The sequence below is a fragment of the Microbacterium sp. NPDC055442 genome (genome assembly GCF_053644215.1).
In genome coordinates, this window is record NZ_JBSHLF010000004.1 from 206,060 (window position 1) to 222,489 (window position 16,430).

The 16,430-nt window shown below is 69.1% G+C and carries 15 protein-coding genes; 10 read left to right on the top strand and 5 right to left on the bottom strand.

Annotated elements, in window-relative coordinates:
• Nucleotides 1-38: 38 nt before the first annotated feature.
• From ACWIBS_RS10655 to ACWIBS_RS10665, 3 genes are read left to right on the top strand one after another with little or no spacing between them, the layout of a single operon-like run.
• Nucleotides 39-962: an ABC transporter permease gene (locus ACWIBS_RS10655; RefSeq protein ID WP_376126666.1), complete on the top strand. Its 924-nt coding sequence runs from the start codon at nt 39-41 to the stop codon at nt 960-962.
• Complete coding sequence (locus ACWIBS_RS10660; RefSeq protein WP_376126669.1) at nt 959-1,699, top strand: ABC transporter ATP-binding protein; 741 nt, start codon at nt 959-961, stop codon at nt 1,697-1,699. Before ACWIBS_RS10655 ends, ACWIBS_RS10660 begins: the two co-directional genes overlap by 4 nt.
• 2 nt (nt 1,700-1,701) lie before the next feature.
• On the top strand, nt 1,702-3,651 hold the full coding sequence (locus ACWIBS_RS10665) for a DUF6541 family protein (RefSeq protein WP_376126672.1): 1,950 nt from the start codon (nt 1,702-1,704) through the stop codon (nt 3,649-3,651).
• Nucleotides 3,652-3,658: 7 nt separating this feature from the next.
• On the opposite strand, the gene ACWIBS_RS10670 is transcribed toward ACWIBS_RS10665, so the two are convergent.
• Together ACWIBS_RS10670 and ACWIBS_RS10675 are read right to left on the bottom strand one after the other, a co-directional pair.
• On the bottom strand, nt 3,659-4,024 hold the full coding sequence (locus tag ACWIBS_RS10670; RefSeq protein WP_376126674.1) for a DUF2304 domain-containing protein: 366 nt from the start codon (nt 4,022-4,024) through the stop codon (nt 3,659-3,661).
• A gap of 4 nt (nt 4,025-4,028) precedes the next feature.
• On the bottom strand, nt 4,029-4,730 hold the full coding sequence (locus tag ACWIBS_RS10675; protein ID WP_376126675.1) for a glycosyltransferase family 2 protein: 702 nt from the start codon (nt 4,728-4,730) through the stop codon (nt 4,029-4,031).
• A 139-nt stretch (nt 4,731-4,869) separates the two neighbouring features.
• Here ACWIBS_RS10675 and ACWIBS_RS10680 point away from each other — a divergent pair, with 139 nt between their 5' ends.
• The 3 genes from ACWIBS_RS10680 to ACWIBS_RS10690 are packed head-to-tail and all read left to right on the top strand — an operon-like array spanning nt 4,870 to nt 7,381.
• Entirely contained in the window at nt 4,870-6,012 is a 1,143-nt protein-coding gene (locus ACWIBS_RS10680) for an N-acetyl sugar amidotransferase (protein WP_376126678.1), read from the top strand.
• Nucleotides 5,946-6,611, top strand: coding sequence for an imidazole glycerol phosphate synthase subunit HisH (hisH, locus tag ACWIBS_RS10685; RefSeq protein ID WP_376126679.1), 666 nt, complete (start codon nt 5,946-5,948; stop codon nt 6,609-6,611). Before ACWIBS_RS10680 ends, hisH begins: the two co-directional genes overlap by 67 nt.
• Nucleotides 6,608-7,381 (top strand): HisA/HisF-related TIM barrel protein, encoded by a 774-nt coding sequence (locus ACWIBS_RS10690; RefSeq protein ID WP_376126682.1) that lies wholly within the window; start codon nt 6,608-6,610, stop codon nt 7,379-7,381. The genes hisH and ACWIBS_RS10690 overlap by 4 nt, the downstream gene beginning before the upstream one ends.
• Here ACWIBS_RS10690 and ACWIBS_RS10695 read toward each other — a convergent pair.
• The 3 genes from ACWIBS_RS10695 to pseB are packed head-to-tail and all read right to left on the bottom strand — an operon-like array spanning nt 7,327 to nt 11,637.
• On the bottom strand, nt 7,327-8,778 hold the full coding sequence (locus ACWIBS_RS10695; protein WP_376126685.1) for a hypothetical protein: 1,452 nt from the start codon (nt 8,776-8,778) through the stop codon (nt 7,327-7,329). The two genes, ACWIBS_RS10690 and ACWIBS_RS10695, sit on opposite strands and share 55 nt — an antisense overlap.
• Nucleotides 8,779-8,798: 20 nt before the next feature.
• Nucleotides 8,799-10,586 (bottom strand): ABC transporter ATP-binding protein, encoded by a 1,788-nt coding sequence (locus ACWIBS_RS10700; protein WP_376126688.1) that lies wholly within the window; start codon nt 10,584-10,586, stop codon nt 8,799-8,801.
• A 55-nt stretch (nt 10,587-10,641) separates the two neighbouring features.
• On the bottom strand, nt 10,642-11,637 hold the full coding sequence (gene pseB, locus ACWIBS_RS10705; protein ID WP_376126690.1) for a UDP-N-acetylglucosamine 4,6-dehydratase (inverting): 996 nt from the start codon (nt 11,635-11,637) through the stop codon (nt 10,642-10,644).
• 139 nt (nt 11,638-11,776) lie between these two features.
• Here pseB and ACWIBS_RS10710 point away from each other — a divergent pair, with 139 nt between their 5' ends.
• From ACWIBS_RS10710 to ACWIBS_RS10725, 4 genes are read left to right on the top strand one after another with little or no spacing between them, the layout of a single operon-like run.
• Nucleotides 11,777-12,697, top strand: a complete 921-nt coding sequence (locus ACWIBS_RS10710) for an SDR family oxidoreductase (protein WP_376126693.1) — start codon at nt 11,777-11,779, stop codon at nt 12,695-12,697.
• Between the two features lie 2 nt (nt 12,698-12,699).
• Complete coding sequence (locus ACWIBS_RS10715; RefSeq protein ID WP_376126830.1) at nt 12,700-13,761, top strand: N-acetylneuraminate synthase family protein; 1,062 nt, start codon at nt 12,700-12,702, stop codon at nt 13,759-13,761.
• Entirely contained in the window at nt 13,758-14,816 is a 1,059-nt protein-coding gene (locus ACWIBS_RS10720; RefSeq protein WP_376126696.1) for a glycosyltransferase, read from the top strand. The genes ACWIBS_RS10715 and ACWIBS_RS10720 overlap by 4 nt, the downstream gene beginning before the upstream one ends.
• A gap of 11 nt (nt 14,817-14,827) precedes the next feature.
• Nucleotides 14,828-16,429, top strand: a complete 1,602-nt coding sequence (locus ACWIBS_RS10725; protein WP_376126699.1) for an aldo/keto reductase — start codon at nt 14,828-14,830, stop codon at nt 16,427-16,429.
• Nucleotide 16,430: the final 1 nt, after the last annotated feature.

Sequence of the window (16,430 nt, forward strand, 5' to 3'; positions counted from 1 at the left end):
CCTAGAATGTGATGGTTTGCACCGAGGGAGCGACCCTCATGCCTCGAGAACTGACAGACGTGAGCGACAACCCCGAACTCTTCGCAACCGTGCCCCGCAGCGCGTTCGACACCCCCGGCCGCAGCCGAGGGCTGCTCGACGTCTTCCGCTGGCACTACCTGCTGCGCCTGCTCGTGCGCACGGGAGTCACCACCCGCTACCGCAATAGCGTGCTCGGCTGGACGTGGTCGTACGTGCGGCCCGCCGCGCAGTTCCTGGTCTTCTTCGTCGTGCTGGGGATCTTCCTCGACCTCAACAAGGGCATCCCGAACTACGCGATCTACCTCTTCTCGGGCATCGTCGTCATCAATCTCTTCAGCGAGGGGTTCAAGAACGCGACGACGTCGATCGTCAACAACGCCTCGCTGGTGCGCAAGGTCTACCTGCCCCGGCAGCTGTTCGCCGTGTCTTCGGTCGTGGTCGCGTTCGTGCACTTCCTGCCACAGGTCGCGCTGCTGCTCATCGTCTGCCTCTTCTTCGGCTGGATCGTCAAGCTCTCGTTCCTCGCGATCCTCGCGATCATCGCCGGAATGCTGCTGGTGATGCTCTTCTCGCTCGGCCTCGGCCTGTTCTTCGGCGCGGTGAACGTGCGGTTCCGCGACGCCGAGAACATCGTGGAGCTTTTCCTCCTGCTGGCGACCTGGGCGTCGCCCGTGCTCTACAGCTGGACGATGGTGCGCGACGTGCTCCCGGCGTGGCTCCTCGAGGTCTACATGCTCAACCCGATCACGCAGGCGGTCGAGCTCTTCCACTACGCCTTCTGGTACCCGATCACCGCGACCCCGGGCAACGCGGCCGACATCCCGCTTCCGCCGATGCTGGGGATCAACACGCTGTGGACCTTCCTGATCGTGATCGCGACGGTCGCGATCGGCCAGACGGTGTTCCGCCGTCTCGAGGGAAGGTTCGCGCAGGCGCTATGACCAGTCAGATCACTCCCTCGCGCCCGAGCGTCATCGTCGACAGCGTGCGCAAGACCTTCACCCTCAACCACGCGTTCTCGCTGAAGGACACCCTGGTCAGCTGGGTGCGCGGTCGCCGGCTCACGAGCTCGTTCGACGCCCTCAAGGGCGTCGACCTCGTCATCGACGAGGGCGAGTCCGTCGCGATCCTCGGCCTCAACGGCTCGGGCAAGTCGACGCTACTCAAGCTCGTCTCGGGTGTCATGCAGCCCGACGCCGGCCAGGTGCTCACACGCGGACGCGTTGCCGGCCTCATCGAGGTGGGCGCGGGCTTCCACCCGGAGCTCTCCGGTCGCGAGAACGTCTTCCTCAACGCCGCGATCCTCGGTATGACCCGCAGGGAGATCGAGGAGCGCTACGACGACATCGTCGCGTTCAGCGAGATCGAGGAGTTCATCGACCAGGAGGTCAAGCACTACTCGTCGGGCATGTTCATGCGCCTCGCGTTCTCGGTCGCGATCCACGTCGAGCTCGACATCCTCCTCGTCGACGAGATCCTCTCGGTGGGCGACGCGCCCTTCCGCGAGAAGTGCCGACTGAAGTTCGAAGAGCTCATCGCGCAGCGCAAGACCCTCGTCGTGGTCAGCCACGATGCGACGATGGTGCGCGAGCTGTGCACCCGCGGCGTCGTCGTCAAGCGCGGCGAGATCATCTTCGACGGCCCCGTCGAAGAGGCGCTCGCGGCGCTGGAGGCGTGAGCGTGGACTGGCTTCTCGCGATCCCCGCATTCCTCGTCGCCCTCGTCGTCCTGTTCGTCCCGGGCCTCATCGCGGCCCTCGCCTTTCGCCTCCGCGGCCTCGCGCTCTGGGCGGTGGCACCGGCGCTGAGCACGGCCATGGTCGCCGTCACGGCGACGGTCCTCGGCTTCGCGGGCATCGCCTGGACGGCGCTGTCGGCGACGCTCGGCTGCCTCGTGCTGAGCGCGGCCGTCTGGGGCGTGGCCGTCCTCCTCGGTCGTCCGACTCCCGACCGACCCGCACGGGTGCGAGCCGATCGGCTCCTGATCGGCGTGGGGCTCGCCGCGGGCGCGATCCTCATCGCCGTCCGCCTGGGCATCTACATCGGCGCGCCCGCGAACGTCTCGCAGACCAACGACGCGATCTTCCACCTCAACTCCCTGAGATTCATCGCCGAGACGGGTTCGGCATCGTCCTTCGACATCAGCGGGGTCATCGGGCGCGAGGCGTTCTATCCCGCGGCCTGGCACGCGCTGGCATCCTTCACCTCTCTGCTCTCGGGCGCCGAGCCCGTCGTGGCGGCCAACGTGCTCTCGATCGCCCTCGCGGCGGTCGTCTGGCCCCTGGGCATCGCGTGGATGACGAACCGGGCGACCGGCGGATCGGCTCCCGCGACGGCGCTGGCCGGTGTGCTCTCCGCCCTCACGCTGACCTTCCCCTACCTGATGTTCGAGTGGGGCGTCGTCTACCCGTACGCGCTGTCGCTCGCGATCCTCCCCGGTGCCGTGGGTCTCCTGCTCTCGCTGCCCTCCTGGCGCGAGCGCCGGCAGCCCGATCGGCTCTCGGCGCGCGGCATCGTCGGCGCGATCCTCCTTCTCGCGATCGCCGCCGTGGGCATCGCGATCGCGCAGCCGTCCACCGTGCTGGCGTTCGCGATCATGGGCGCCTGTGTCGTGGTGTGGTGGATGCTGGCGGGCTGGCGCGACCTCGGCGGGCGGGCCCGTCTGCTTCGCGCCGTCGGCATCGTGGCGGCGCTGCTCGCCGTCACGGCGGCGTGGCTGTTCCTCGCGCGCGGCACATCCGGATCGACGTGGGGCACATTCCAAGGACGATGGCGGACGATCGCCGACATCCTGTTCAACGGCCAGGTCATGCTCCCGTTCCTGTGGGGCGTGAGCCTGCTCCTGATCGTCGGCATCGTGATCGCCGTGCGCACCGCGGCGCTGCGGTGGATCCTCGCGGTCTGGCTCATCTTCTCGGGCCTCTACGCGATCGCCGCGTCCGTCGCGTCACCCGCGCTGCGCGACCTGCTCCTTGGCGTCTGGTACGGCGACCCCTACCGCCTGGCGGCCCTTGCTCCGCTGACCGTCGTGCCGCTGGCCGCGGTCGGCGCCGCCGCGATCGCCGCATGGGCGGCGCGGGCGGTCGCCGCCCCTCGTCAGGCGGGGTCCGGCGCGATGGGCGCGGTCGCGGTCATCGCGATCGTCGGACTCCTCGCCGTCGCCGTCGCGCCCGTCGTGCAGATGCGACGCGTCTACACGGGCATCACCGAGGACGAGACGCGGTACGAGGTCACGCGCTCAAGCCACCTCTCGGCCGACGAGCTGGCGCTCTTCGCCCAGCTGGACGACCTGATGCCCGAGGGCGCGGTGGCCGTCGGCAACCCGTCGACGGGCATCGCATTCGGGTACGTCCTCACCGATCGCGACGTCTACCCGAGGACCTGGTCGCCGCCGCGCACCGAGGAATTCGACCTGATCTCGCAGGAGTTGCGCGACGTCGCCGACAACCCGGAGGTCTGCGCGGCGCTGGACGATATCGGAGCCGAGTACGTGCTCGACTTCGGGCCGGGCGAGGCGACCCCGGGTCGCTACGTCATCCCCGCCATGTCGGGGTTCGACGGGCGGGACGGCTTCGAGCTCGTGGCCCGCGAAGGCGACGCGAGCCTGTGGCGCGTCACCGCGTGCGGCTGATCCGCCGCTAGTCGTCGCTCGCGCGGTCGTCGGCCGTCGCCTTCTCACGGGCGAGCGCTTCGTCGAGCGCGATGCGTCGGCTGAGCTGCGTGATGCGCCGATTCAGGTCGACGTTGCGTCGGTACTGCGTGTAGACGAAGACGAGGAACACGACGAGCAGGCCGTACAGGAGCAGGTCGGTGCCGCGGCCGACGCCGAGCAGGTTGGCGAGCCACGACAGCCACGTGGGGAAGAGCACCGAGAGCACGGCGATCACCACGAACGCGAGCAGCAGGAGCCGCTGGATCGCGAGGTGGCTGTCGCTGCCGGGCCGGCGGAAGAACGCGTACCCGAGCGCCAGGATGGCGACGATCAGGATGATCTGGATCCACATGGGATCACCTCACGATCAGGTCGACGAGGATGTTCACGGAGTTGAGCACGCTCTGGCCCTTGGCCTTGGAGTAATCGGTGTAGAGGAGCTCGACCGGGTATTCCTCCCAGGGGAGGCCCGAGCGGCCGAGCTGGAGGACGATCTCTGTCGCGTGCGCCATGCGGTCCTGCTTGAGGTGCACGTTCTCGGCGGCGTCGCGCCGCAGGGCGCGCAGCCCGTTGTGTGCGTCGGAGAGGCGCATCCCGGTCGTCATGTTCGTCACCCAAACAGCGGTCTTGAGGATTACGCGCTTGAGCAGCCCGGGCTTGGTGCGATCGTCGAGGAAGCGCGAGCCGAAGATGATCGCGGCATTGTGCGAGCGCGCGATCGCGACCATCCCGACGGCGTCCTCGACGCGGTGCTGTCCGTCGGCGTCGAAGGTGACGATGTAGGCGCAGGAGGGATGCGCGAGCGCGAACTCGATGCCGGTCTGCAGCGCCGCGCCCTGACCGAGGTTGACGGGGTGCTCGACGAGGAACGCGCCCGCTGCGCGCGCGGCAGCGGCCGAACCGTCGGTCGAGCCGTCGTCGACGCAGACGATGTTCGTGAATTCCGGCTTCAACTCGGCGATGACCTCGCCGATGACCGACGCCTCGTTATAGAGCGGGATCACCACCCAGGTCTCCTGGTCGGGCTTCGCGGAGGTGCCCGGGGCAGCAGAAGGCATGTCTTCCATTCTGGCAGAGTGTTCGGCGCGTCGAGACAGGCGGTGGCGCATGGCCGCGTGCGGTCGGCGGTCGCTCAGGCGCCTTGGGTACAATTTCGCGAGCAGGGGGTGCATCAGCGCCCTCCCAAGGAGGATGCACGTGAGCCTTGCAACGGTCACCCAGGTGTGCACGAGGACCGTCATGGACACGACGGACCCCGACGTCTGGTTCGACGATGCCGGCGTTTCGAGTCACGCGCTGCGCTTCGACGAGCTGTTTGCAGACCGGGTCGAGCGCGCGCAGACGGGCGGTCGTGCCGACGAGCTGTCCGCCATCGTCGACAAGATCAAGCGGTCCGGCGAGGGCAAGCCGTACGACTGCGTCATCGGGGTCAGCGGAGGTGTGGACAGCTCGTACCTCGTCCTTCAGGCCGTCAAGCTCGGCCTCCGGCCGCTCGCGGTGCATTTCGACAGCGGCTGGAACTCCGAGCTGGCCGTCAGCAACATCGAGCGCATCGTCAAGAAGCTCGACCTCGATCTCTACACCGACGTCGTCGACTGGCGCGAGATGCGCGACCTCCAGCTGTCGTTCTTCAAGGCATCCGTCGCCAACTGCGACATTCCGACCGATCACGCCTTCCCTGCGGTCGCCTATCGACAGGCCGCGAAGTACGGGATCAAGTACATCCTCACGGGCAGCAACTACGCGACGGAGTCGATCCTCCCGAAGTCGTGGGGCTACAGCGCCGCCGACGTGCGCCACGTCAAGGGGATCCAGCGCCGGTTCGGCTCGGTGAAGCTGCGCACGTACCCGACCATGGGTCTCTTCGGCCGCTACGTCTGGTACCCGCGTGCCCGCGGGATCACGACCGTCGCGCTCCTCAACTACATGCCGTACTACAAGACCGAGGCCAAGCAGGCGATCGCCGATGAGCTCGGATGGCGCGATTACGGCGGCAAGCACTACGAGTCGGTCTTCACGCGGTACTTCCAGGGCTACTACCTGCCGACGAAGTTCGGATTCGACAAGCGCAAGGCCCATCTCTCGTCGCTCATCCTGTCCGGTCAGATCGATCGGGAGGACGCCCTCGCACAGCTCGCGGTCTCGGACTACGACGATGCCCTGCGTCGACAGGACGAAGAGTTCATCGCCAAGAAGCTCGGCGTCTCCGCCGAGGAGTTCCGCCGCATCCTGGACCAGGCGCCCGTGGATCATCTCGAGTATCCGAACGAGAAGTGGCTCTGGGACCTCGCGCTGCGGGTCTCGGGCAAGTTCCCGGGGGTCACGAAGGTCATGCGTTGACCGTCGGAGTCATCCAGTACGGAATGGGGAACCTCGGGTCCGTCCTCAACATGTTCCGGCGGATCGAAGTCGATGCGCGCCTTGTCTCCACACCGGAGGAAGTGGCGGCGAGCGACCGGCTGCTCCTTCCCGGCGTCGGCGCGTTCGACCAGGCGACCGCCCGCCTCGAAGGCAAGGGACTGACCTCGGCCATCCGCGACTTCGCCGCGACGGGCAAGCCCGTCCTGGGCGTCTGCCTCGGAATGCAGCTGCTGATGGACTCCAGCGCGGAGGGTGTCTCCAGCGGCCTGGGTCTGATCGAGGGCACGGCTACGCGCTTCGAGCCTTCTGCCGGGGTCAGAGTGCCGCACATGGGCTGGAACACGGTCACCCCGGCGCGTCCGGATGCGCTGTTCGACGAGCTGGATGATCCGCGCTTCTACTTCGTCCACAGCTATCACGTGGTGCCGACCGCTCCCGAGCACGTCCTCGCCAGGACGCCTCACGGAGCGGAATTCACCTCCATGGTGCGACGCGACAACATCGCCGGCGCGCAGTTCCACCCCGAGAAGAGCCACGCCTTCGGCATGCGGCTCCTGACGAACTTCGCTGCAGCATGACGGCCTTTCCCCGCGTCATCCCCGTCCTGACCATCAGCGACGGCTACCTCGTCAAGCCGGTCAAATTCGGTCGATCCAAGTACATCGGCGATCCGATCAACGCCGTCAAGATCTTCAACGAGAAGCGCGTGGACGAGCTCTTCATCTGCGACATCGACGCGTCGGTGAAGGGGCGCCCGATCGACTATGGATTGATCGAGGAGATCGCGACCGAAGCATTCATGCCGGTGGGCTACGGCGGCGGGATCGCGGCGGTCTCCGAGGCCGAGCGCATCGTCGGCCTCGGCATCGAGAAGGTCGTCCTGGGTTCCGCGATGGCACGTCGCCCGGATCTGGTCTCGGAGGTCTCGCAGTCGCTCGGCTCGTCGAGCACGGTCGTGAGCGTCGACTTCCGCAAGCGACTGACGGGGTACGACACGGTCGCCGTCCACGGCACCACGTCGCTTGGGATCGGTCCCGTGGACCTCGCACGTCGCGCCGAAGCGCTCGGTGCCGGCGAGATCCTGCTCTCGTCCGTCGATCGCGAGAGCACCTTCTCGGGTTACGACGTGAAGCAGATCGCCGCGGTCGCCGCGGCCGTCGACATCCCCGTCGTCGCCCTGGGAGGGGCCCGAGGCATGGACGACTTCCGAGAGGGGCTCGCCGCGGGTGCGAGTGGCGTCGCCGCCGGCGGCGCCTTCGTTCTGAACGGCAAGCACCGGGCGGTGCTGATCACCTATCCGTCGGTGGCCGAAGTCGAATCGCTACGGGCGCCTGCAGACGCGAGGTAAGCTGCAGCGTTCTCGGACGCGCGCGGTGCCCAGATCGAGGCCGCGTTCACGGCGTGCGTGCGCCGAGAGCCGTCGACGGCCGACGCAATTGCGCGACTGAGCTGCGAGTCGTCCGAGATCGAGGGGCCGAAGACGTCAGCGGGTGCGTACATCGCCGTCAGCGGGCTCTGCATGACGAGCACGTCCACATCGAAGCGCAGTGCCTCATACAGAACCGTGCTCGCCGTGCCGACCACGATGCGAGCATCGCCCAGGCTCTCGTAGACATCGGCAATGCGGTCGAACTCGACGCGGTGCGCACCGGCGAGCCGAGGGTAAAGCTCTTCGACGGTGGCCCGTTCGGACGGATGCGGGCGGAACGCGACGGTCCAGTCACTCGGCAGGACATCGCGCACGCGCAGTGTCAGATCCATCATCGATTCGCGGCGGTACACGCTGGAGACGACGATCGCTCGTCGCGAGCGCTGCCCCTTCTCGCGGATCTTCGCGGCGGCGGTCTCGAGATGAGGCTTTCCGATGATGACCGGTCGCGCGGGGTGGGCGAGGTCACGTCCCCAAAACTCGCCGAACAGGAGGAGCTCCGACGGAAGTGAGTCCCGAAGCTCGTCGTCCCACATGGCGGCGCCGAAGTTGTACGCGCCGTGCGCGCCCCCGATCCACCCGTGCTGAGGCTCGACGACGGTGATTCCCTGTCGTCGCATCCACTCGACAGAGGGGGATCTGCTGCCGTAGGAGGCGTCCTCCATGAGGACCACGTCGGGGTCGAGTCGTTCCGTGACACGTCTCAGGGTGCGGTGGCGACGGTCGGCGCGGAGGAGCCGCTGGACGGCGATGCCTCGCGCCTCTTGCGGAATCGGAACAGGGAGGAAGGGCTCGAAGGCGTCGACGAGGTCGTCCACCGCTCGGCGAGCCGCATCGACGTCGGCGCGGCGCCCGCGCGGGAGCCGATCGGCGAGCTCGCCGCCCACCAATGCAGCGCTCGTCGTGAAGGTCGCGGGGAAGGCAGTGCGGCGCGTGCGACCTCGCGGTCTGATCGCATCGGTGAGGAGCACCGATTCTTCCGGCGCTGCGGCAAGGTATGCGTCGGCGAGCCAGTTGCGTTCGCCTTCCGGCGTGGGATGGACCGTGACTCCACCCGTGACGAAGAGGAATCGCCTGTGAGCGGGCATGCGGCCGAGGCTCCCGCGCCCCACGGCGAGTCCAGCCGCGGCGCTGCGGATCTCGTCGAAGATGCGGGGGGTGCCGGTGTGCACGGGGGCGTGTGTCGCGAGCTCCGCGTCTACGGCGCCGGTGACGAGTGGCCACCGGACGAGCGGCCACACGTGCCAGTCCGCACCTGGCAGTACCGTGTACAGCGAATCGTGACGCGAGTCTTCGAATGCGACAACTCCGCTCACGGACTCCGACGTCGGCGCGGTCACAGCTCGCCCTGTGTGAGACCCGCGAGCATCGCCTGACGGGCGAAGTCGGGCTCGTCGCGCACGAGCTCGGCGAACGTGCCCTGGGCCGTCACCCGCCCCTCGCGCATGAAGAAGATCCGGTCGGCGTGCTGGATGGTCGCGAGCCGGTGCGCGACGACGATGACGGTCGTCCGGCCGTGAAGGGCGCCGATCGCGGAGGTGACGGCCGCCTCGGTCGACGTGTCGAGAGCGCTCGTCGCCTCGTCCATTACGAGCACGTAGGGGTCGGCGTAGAGGGCGCGCGCGATTCCGAGGCGTTGGCGCTGACCGCCCGACAGGGAGAGTCCGCGCTCGCCGATCGGGCTGTCGAGCCCGCCGCGGGCGTCGAACACGTCCCACACCTGGGCCCGACGGAGGGCGTCGACGGCGCGATCCCGGTCGTAGTCGTCCTTCCACGTGAGCGCGACGTTCTGGCCGACCGTTGTGTCGAACAGTGCGACTTCTTGGGGCACGTAGCCGACGTGCTGCTTCCACGACGTGCTGACGTCGCGCAGCGGCGTCTCGTCGATGCGAATGGCCCCCGAGGTCGGCGAGAGGAGGCTCAGGATCAGGTCGACCGTCGTGGATTTTCCCGAACCCGACGACCCGACGAAAGCGACCGTCGAGCCGAAGGGGATCTGCAGCGAGACGTCGTCGACGGCGGGCGCGGCATCCGGTGCGTACCGGAACCCGACGCTGTCGAGGATCAGCAGCTCGGGAGCGGTCGGGATGCCGTCGTCCCGGGTCTCGCTCGGAGCCTCGACGGAGGCCTCGGAGGCGTGGATCTCGTCGAGGATCGCCCGTGCCTGCGGGGCGTTCGCGGCCATCTGCGACGCGATCGCCTGCAGGCGGATGACGGCGGGTGTCATCCGGAAGCCGGCAAGCCCGAACAGGGCGACGGCGCTCAGGGCGCCGGTCGGGCCGCCGAAGGTGAAGCCGACGACTCCGACGAGCGCGATGCCCACGACGACTCCCGCTTCGAGCACGTACCGGGGGACCTGATTGAGGAAATGGATGTTGCCGCGCGCCCGCGTCGCCTGCGAGCGCGCATCGCCGACGACGGCCGTCATCTCGGGCTCTTTGCCGCGCAGCGTGAGTTCTTTGAGAGCGCCCACCATCTCGGTCATAAGCCGAGACGTGCGCAGTGTCGCGGCGAGGTTGACGCGGCCCGCGACACGGGCGTTGCGGGCGATCCAGACGTACAGCACGGCGCCCAGCACCGCGACGAAGGCGATCGCGACGATCGCGATCCCCGGAGAGGCGATGGCGAGCACCACCAGGATCGCCACGAGGCTCATGGCCTCGCCGACGACGGTCGAACCCGGCAGGAGGAAGCCCCCGACCGCGAGCGACAGGCTGCTGTCGGTGAGCCGGATGAGGTCGGACGAGTTCTTCTTCAGCCGCTCGGCCCACGGGGCCGAGATGTACGCGCCGAACAGGCGAGCACCGATCTCGAACTCGAAGCGCGCGAAGCGCCTCGTGGCGATCCAGAGCAGGACCGAGGCGGCCCCGCCTTTGACGACGATGAGCAGGCACACGATGCCCAGCGTGATGAAGACGCTCGCGCCTTCGAGCCTTCCGATGACCGGGAGGGTCGGAGTCGACCCCGACGCGATGGGGCCGACGATGAGCGCGAGGAGCCCCAGCGCGGCGGCGTCGAGGATCGAGAGGAATCCGAGGGTCACCGAGTAGCGGCGTGCGAAGCGGGCGGCACCGGGGGGAGCGGCCGCGAGCAGCTCACGGTAGAGCAGGTTCAGCGCCCGCACGAAGCGCTCCCGCGTGCACGGCTGCGACCGCGGTCAAGAGTCGACACGGCGTCGATCAGCTTCCTGCGGCGGCGTCCAGCCCGGCGATCGCCTCGCGGATCTCGTCGACGGTGAGCCATTCGTCGTTGCTGTCGGAGCGGTAGGCGAACCCGTCGGGGGCCGGCTCGCCCTCGGGTGCGACGAAGCCCCAATTGGCGATCGTGGGGAGCACGACGTAGCGATCGGCGAGCTTGAGCGTGCGGCGGCTGTCGTCGGCCGAGATCATCTCCTCGTGCAGCTTCTCGCCCGGGCGAATGCCGATGTCGACGAGCTCGGCGCCGGGGGCGATCGCCTCGGCGATGTCGACGACGCGCGTGCTGGGGATGCGCGGCACGAAGAGCTCGCCGCCGTTCATCGTGTCGAAGCTGTCGAGCACGAACTGCACGGCCTGGGGGAGCGTGATCCAGAAGCGCGTCATGCGGGCGTCGGTGATGGGGAGGGGCTGGCCCGCCTCAGCGAGCTTGCGGAAGAACGGCACGACGGAACCGCGACTGCCCATGACGTTGCCGTAGCGCACGACCGAGAACCGGGCGTCGTAGCCCGCGGCGTAGTGGTTCGCCGACTGGAAGAGCTTGTCGGCGGCGAGCTTCGTCGCGCCGTAGAGGTTGAGCGGGCTCGACGCCTTGTCGGTCGACAGCGCCACGACCTTCTTCACGCCCGAGTCGATCGCGGCCTCGATGACGTTCTGCGAGCCAATGATGTTGGTGCGCACGAACTCGAACGGGTTGTACTCAGCAGTGTCGACCTGCTTGAGCGCCGCCGCGTGCACCACGTGGTCGACGCCGTGCATCGCCCGGCGGAGCCGTGCCTCGTCGCGGATGTCGCCGATGAACCAGCGCAGACGGGGGTCGTCGCCGAAGGCGAGCCGTGCTTCGTACTGCTTCAACTCGTCGCGCGAGTAGATCACGACCCGCTCAGGAAGGCCGGCATCGAGGATGCTTCGGATGAAGGCTTTTCCGAAGGACCCGGTCCCGCCCGTAACGAGCAGCGAGGAGCCTTTGAGAATCGACACGTTGTCGCCTTTCTGACTGCGTGGTCAACCTCCACAGCCTATCAGTGGGGCCTGCGGTCGCTTGGGTATGCTGGCCGCGCGAACGGACGCTCGCTCGGCGGATCCTCCGCCGCATGGCGCGGACGGGGGAGGGTGCGCATTGTCCTGGCTGGTCACAGGAGTCTCGGGTCTGCTCGGAGCCACGGCGGCGACGCGGCTCGCCGATCGCGGTGTCGACGTCGTCGGGGTCAGCAGGCGGCCGCCCGCGGGAGCCTCGGCTCCGCATCTGGCGCGCGACCTGCGGTCAGCCGACGGGCGTGCCGGACTCGTCGCCGCGTCGGGCCCCGCCGTCGTGCTGCACACCGCGGCCTTGGCATCGCACGAGGAGTGCGAGCGCGACCCCGATGCGGCGTACGAGCTGAACGTCACCGCCGCGGCGGACCTCGCGGCGCAGGCGCGACGCGAGGGTGCGGCCTTCATCCACATCTCCACCGACGCCGTCTTCGACGGGGAGCGCGGTGGGTACCGCGAGACGGACCCGACCTCGCCGACATCGGTCTACGGCCGGACGAAGCGGGATGCCGAGGCCGCCGTGCTCGACGTCCATTCCGATGCGCTCGTGGCGCGCGTCAACTTCTACGGCTGGAGCCCGTCTGGCCGGCGCAGCCTGCTCGAGTTCTTCGTCAACGCCCTGCGCGCGGGGAAGACCGTCGGCGGCTTCACCGATGTGACGGTGTCGACGCTGTACGCGGGATTTCTCGTCGACGCGCTCGTCGCCGCGCAGGAGGCGGAGGCCTCCGGCATCCTCCACGTCGTCTCGTGCGAGAGCACGACGAAGTTCGACTTCGGCCGGGCGATCGCGCGGCGGTTCGCGTGGGATCCCGAGAGAGTCGAGCCGATCGAGTCGCGGGCGGTGCTGGAACTCGCCCGCGGGAACGACCTGTCGCTCGACACGTCGCGGTATCGCGCGACGGTGGGCGACCTCCCCGGACAGGCGGCGGGACTGGATGCCGCATACGATGATCTGGCTCGGGATCTTCCCGGGCGTGTGCGGGCATTCGCGCCCGGAGAGGGCCCGTGACCATGAGAATCGCGGATCGCAGCGTCGGACCCGACGACCCGACCTACTTCATCGCCGACATCGCGGCGAGCCATGACGGCGAGCTCTCGAGGGCGGTCGACCTGATCCACCTCGCGGCGCAGGCCGGCGCAGACGCGGCGAAGTTCCAGAACTTCACCGCACCGAAGATCGTCTCGCGCCGCGGCTTCGACGAGCTCGGGGGCGTGAGTCACCAGTCGAAATGGAGCAAGTCGGTGTTCGACGTCTACGCCGATGCCTCCATCCCGCACGAGTGGACGCCCGCCCTGCGCGCCGCCTGCGACGAGGCGGGTATCGCCTATTTCTCGGCCGCGTACGACCTCGAGGCGGTCGATATGCTCGATCCCTACGTGCCGGCATTCAAGATCGGCTCGGGCGACATCACGTGGCTCGAGTCGCTCGACCATACGGCGCGCAAGGGCAAGCCGATGCTCCTCGCGACCGGCGCAGCCTCGCTCGGCGACGTTGTGGCGGCGGTCGACGTGATCCGCGCCGTCAACCCCGAGCTCGTGCTGATGCAGTGCAACACCAACTACACGGCGTCGGCCGACAACATGCGTTTCCTGTCGCTGCGCGTGCTCTCGTCGTACGCGGCGCTGTTCCCCGATGTCGTGCTCGGTCTGTCCGATCACACGGCGGGGCACACCTCGGTGCTGGGCGCCATCGCGCTGGGCGCACGCGTCATCGAGAAGCACTTCACCGACGACACCACCCGAGAGGGCCCCGACCACGCGTTCTCGATGGACCCCGCGTCGTGGCGCGCCATGGTCGACAGCGCACGGGACCTCGAGGCTGCCCTCGGCGACACCGTGAAGCGCGTCGAGGCCAACGAGTCCGAGACCGTCGTGATCCAGCGCCGCGGCGTGCGTGCGGCGCGCGATCTCGTCGCGGGAACCGTGCTGAGGCGCGAGGATCTCGTCGTCGTGCGTCCGGCCACGCCCGACCTGATCCCCGCCGATCGCCTCGCGGATGCCGTCGGTGCGGCGCTGCGCCGTGCCGTCGGCGAGGACGAGGGGATCCGCCCCGAGGACATCGAGCACACGTGACCTCCGTGCGCCTCGCGTACGTCACCCAGGGATGGAGTGGCCACGACGACCGCTTCGTCGCGGCGTGGCGCGCAGCGGGCGCGGAGGTGGGGTCGGTTTCGGTGTCGCGCGACGACGTCGCAGACCCGCGTGCGGCCGTCTGGCAAGACCTCGCCGCACTGCTCGGCGAAGGGCCGGTCGACCTCGTGCAGGCAGGACCGCTCACCCATGTCGTCGAGAACGTCCGACGCGCCTGGAACGGGCCGCTCCTGGGCACGTCGTGGGGCTACGACCTGCTGCAGGACCTGGAGCGGGGCGGGGCCGCGGGCGCGAGCGTCGCCCGATCGATCGCCGCCTCGACGGTGCTGCTCGTCGATAGCGATCCCGGCCGCGCGGCCGCCGCGGCTCTCGGATTCCCGGAGGATCGCACGATGCAGTTCCCGTGGGGCGTCGACCTCGAGCGGTTCCACCCCGAGGGCGCCGACCTGCGCGACGATCTCGGGCTCGATCGCGATGACGTCGTCATCCTCTCGACGCGTCGCCACGAGCCGATCTACTCGGTGGGCACCCTCGCCGACGCCCTCGCGCTCGTCGCGGACGAACCGCGCATCCACGCGATCATCGCCGGCTCCGGGAGCGAGACCGTTCACCTGCGCTCAGTGGTCGACGCCGCGGGCCTGGCCGACCGCGTGCGGTTCGTCGGCGAGACCGACAACGCGCGGCTCGCCGACCTCTATCGCACGGCCGACCTGTACGTCAGCACGTCGACGACCGACGGCACCTCGATCTCGCTCCTCGAGGCGATGGCCAGCGGTACCCCCGCGGCGGTGAGCGACATCCCCGGCAACCGCGCATGGCTGCTCGCGGATGCCGTCGAGCCGTTCGCGCTCGGCTCTGCATCCGAGCTCGCGACGCGGCTGCGCGCGGCGACTCCGCGGGCCGAGCGCGCAGTCGCCTCGTGCCGGGTGCGACGCGCCGTCGAAGCCCGAGCCGACTGGCGTGAGACGGCAGCCGGGTTCGGCGCCTTGGCGCAGCGCGTCGTGCGCACCCACGAGCAGCTGGAAGTCTCCCGGTGACGGTGCGGGTCGTGATCCAGTCGAGGCTCTCGTCTTCGCGGCTCCCCGCTAAGGCCCTCCTGTCGGCGGGCGGACTCCCGTTGACGGCCCTCGTCGCGCTGCGCGCGGCGAACCGGGGCGCCGACGTCGTCGTCGCAACGAGCGAGGCGCCCGAAGACGCGCACATCGTCTCGATGCTCGATGGGCACGGCATCCGCTCCGTGCGCGGCCCCCTCGACGACACCCTTCGTCGCTTCGTGCTCGCGACGGCCGATCTCGACGACGACGACATCGTCGTGCGGCTCACCGCTGACAACGTGATCCCCGACGGCGAGCTGGTCGAGACGGCGGTCGCCGAACTCGGACAGCGCGATCTTCGCTACCATCGCGTGTCCGATTCGGATCGCGACGTGCCCTATGGCGTTTCGGTCGAGGTGTTCGACGTCGCGGCGCTGCGCGAAGCCGATCGTTCGACGGACGCCGCGTTCGACCGCGAGCACGTCACCCCGTGGATCCGCCGAACCTACGCGGCCGACGACTCCCGGGCGCCGGGCACGCACTCGTTCGGCCGCGCAACCGTCGACAATTTCGACGACTACGTCGTGCTCGCGGATGTGCTGGCGCACACGGATGACCCCGTCGGTGTGCCCTGGACACGTCTCTCGGAGCGCTTCGCCGTCGCGACGGGCGCCGCGCAGGTGCCGCGTCGCGCCGGCCGCAGCGAGCTCGTGCTGGGCGGCGTGCAGCTCGGCATGGCGTACGGCATCGCGAACGACACCGGCATGCCCGACGACGAAACGGTGACGGCACTGCTGCGCGCCGCCGTGCGGCACGGCATCGATCTCGTCGACACGGCGGTGGGGTACGGCGCCTCGGAGATTCGGATCGGACGATTCCTCGACCGCGGCTATCGCGACCGGCTCGCGGTCGCCACGAAGGTCTCGTCGCTCGAAGGTCTGCCCGACGCGGGGCTTCCGTCCGCCGTCGAGGCATCCGTCCTGCGTTCGGCAGTGCGGATCGGCGCCGACGTCGGTGGGGGAGCGTCGTTCGACGCGGTGCTTTTCCATCGCCCCGACGACGCCTTCCGGCCGGCGGCATGGGACGCCCTGCGCGCGCTCCGCGCCGACGGCCTCGTGCGCCGGATCGGCGTCAGCGTGCAGCATCCCGACCAGGCGCTCCGCGCGCTCGACCTGCCAGAGGTCGGCGCGCTGCAGATCCCGTTCAACATGCTCGACCGCCGGTGGGAGGCGTTCGCCGAGCAGGCTCACGGCCGCGCGGACGTGCACGTGACGGCGCGGAGCGTCTTCCTGCAGGGGCTGCTCACCGGGCGTGTGCCGGTCGAGGACTGGCCGACCGCGCCCGCGTTCGATCCTGCAGCGCTGCTCGATCGCATCGACGCAGCCCGCCGGCGCGTCGGCAGGAGTGACACGATGGCTCTGGCGCTCGCGTTCGCACGCGCGCAGCCCTGGATCGACGCCTTCGTCGTGGGTTGCGAGCGGCCGGAGCAGCTCGATGACCTCGTAATGCGGTTCGCCGCAGCGCCGCTGTCGGCGGCCGAGGCGGTCGAAGTCGCCGAGATTCTCGGCGAGGTGCCGCTCCGCATCATCGATCCGACGACGTGGACGAAGGGATGAC

What these genes read in the sequence shown, in the direction of transcription:
- ACWIBS_RS10655 (WP_376126666.1), top strand. Translation starts at nt 39, where the DNA reads ATGCCTCGAGAACTGACAGACGTGAGCGACAACCCCGAACTCTTCGCA.
- ACWIBS_RS10660 (WP_376126669.1), top strand. Translation starts at nt 959, where the DNA reads ATGACCAGTCAGATCACTCCCTCGCGCCCGAGCGTCATCGTCGACAGC.
- ACWIBS_RS10670 (WP_376126674.1), bottom strand. Translation starts at nt 4,024, where the DNA reads ATGTGGATCCAGATCATCCTGATCGTCGCCATCCTGGCGCTCGGGTAC.
- ACWIBS_RS10675 (WP_376126675.1), bottom strand. Translation starts at nt 4,730, where the DNA reads ATGCCTTCTGCTGCCCCGGGCACCTCCGCGAAGCCCGACCAGGAGACC.
- ACWIBS_RS10690 (WP_376126682.1), top strand. Translation starts at nt 6,608, where the DNA reads ATGACGGCCTTTCCCCGCGTCATCCCCGTCCTGACCATCAGCGACGGC.
- ACWIBS_RS10715 (WP_376126830.1), top strand. Translation starts at nt 12,700, where the DNA reads ATGAGAATCGCGGATCGCAGCGTCGGACCCGACGACCCGACCTACTTC.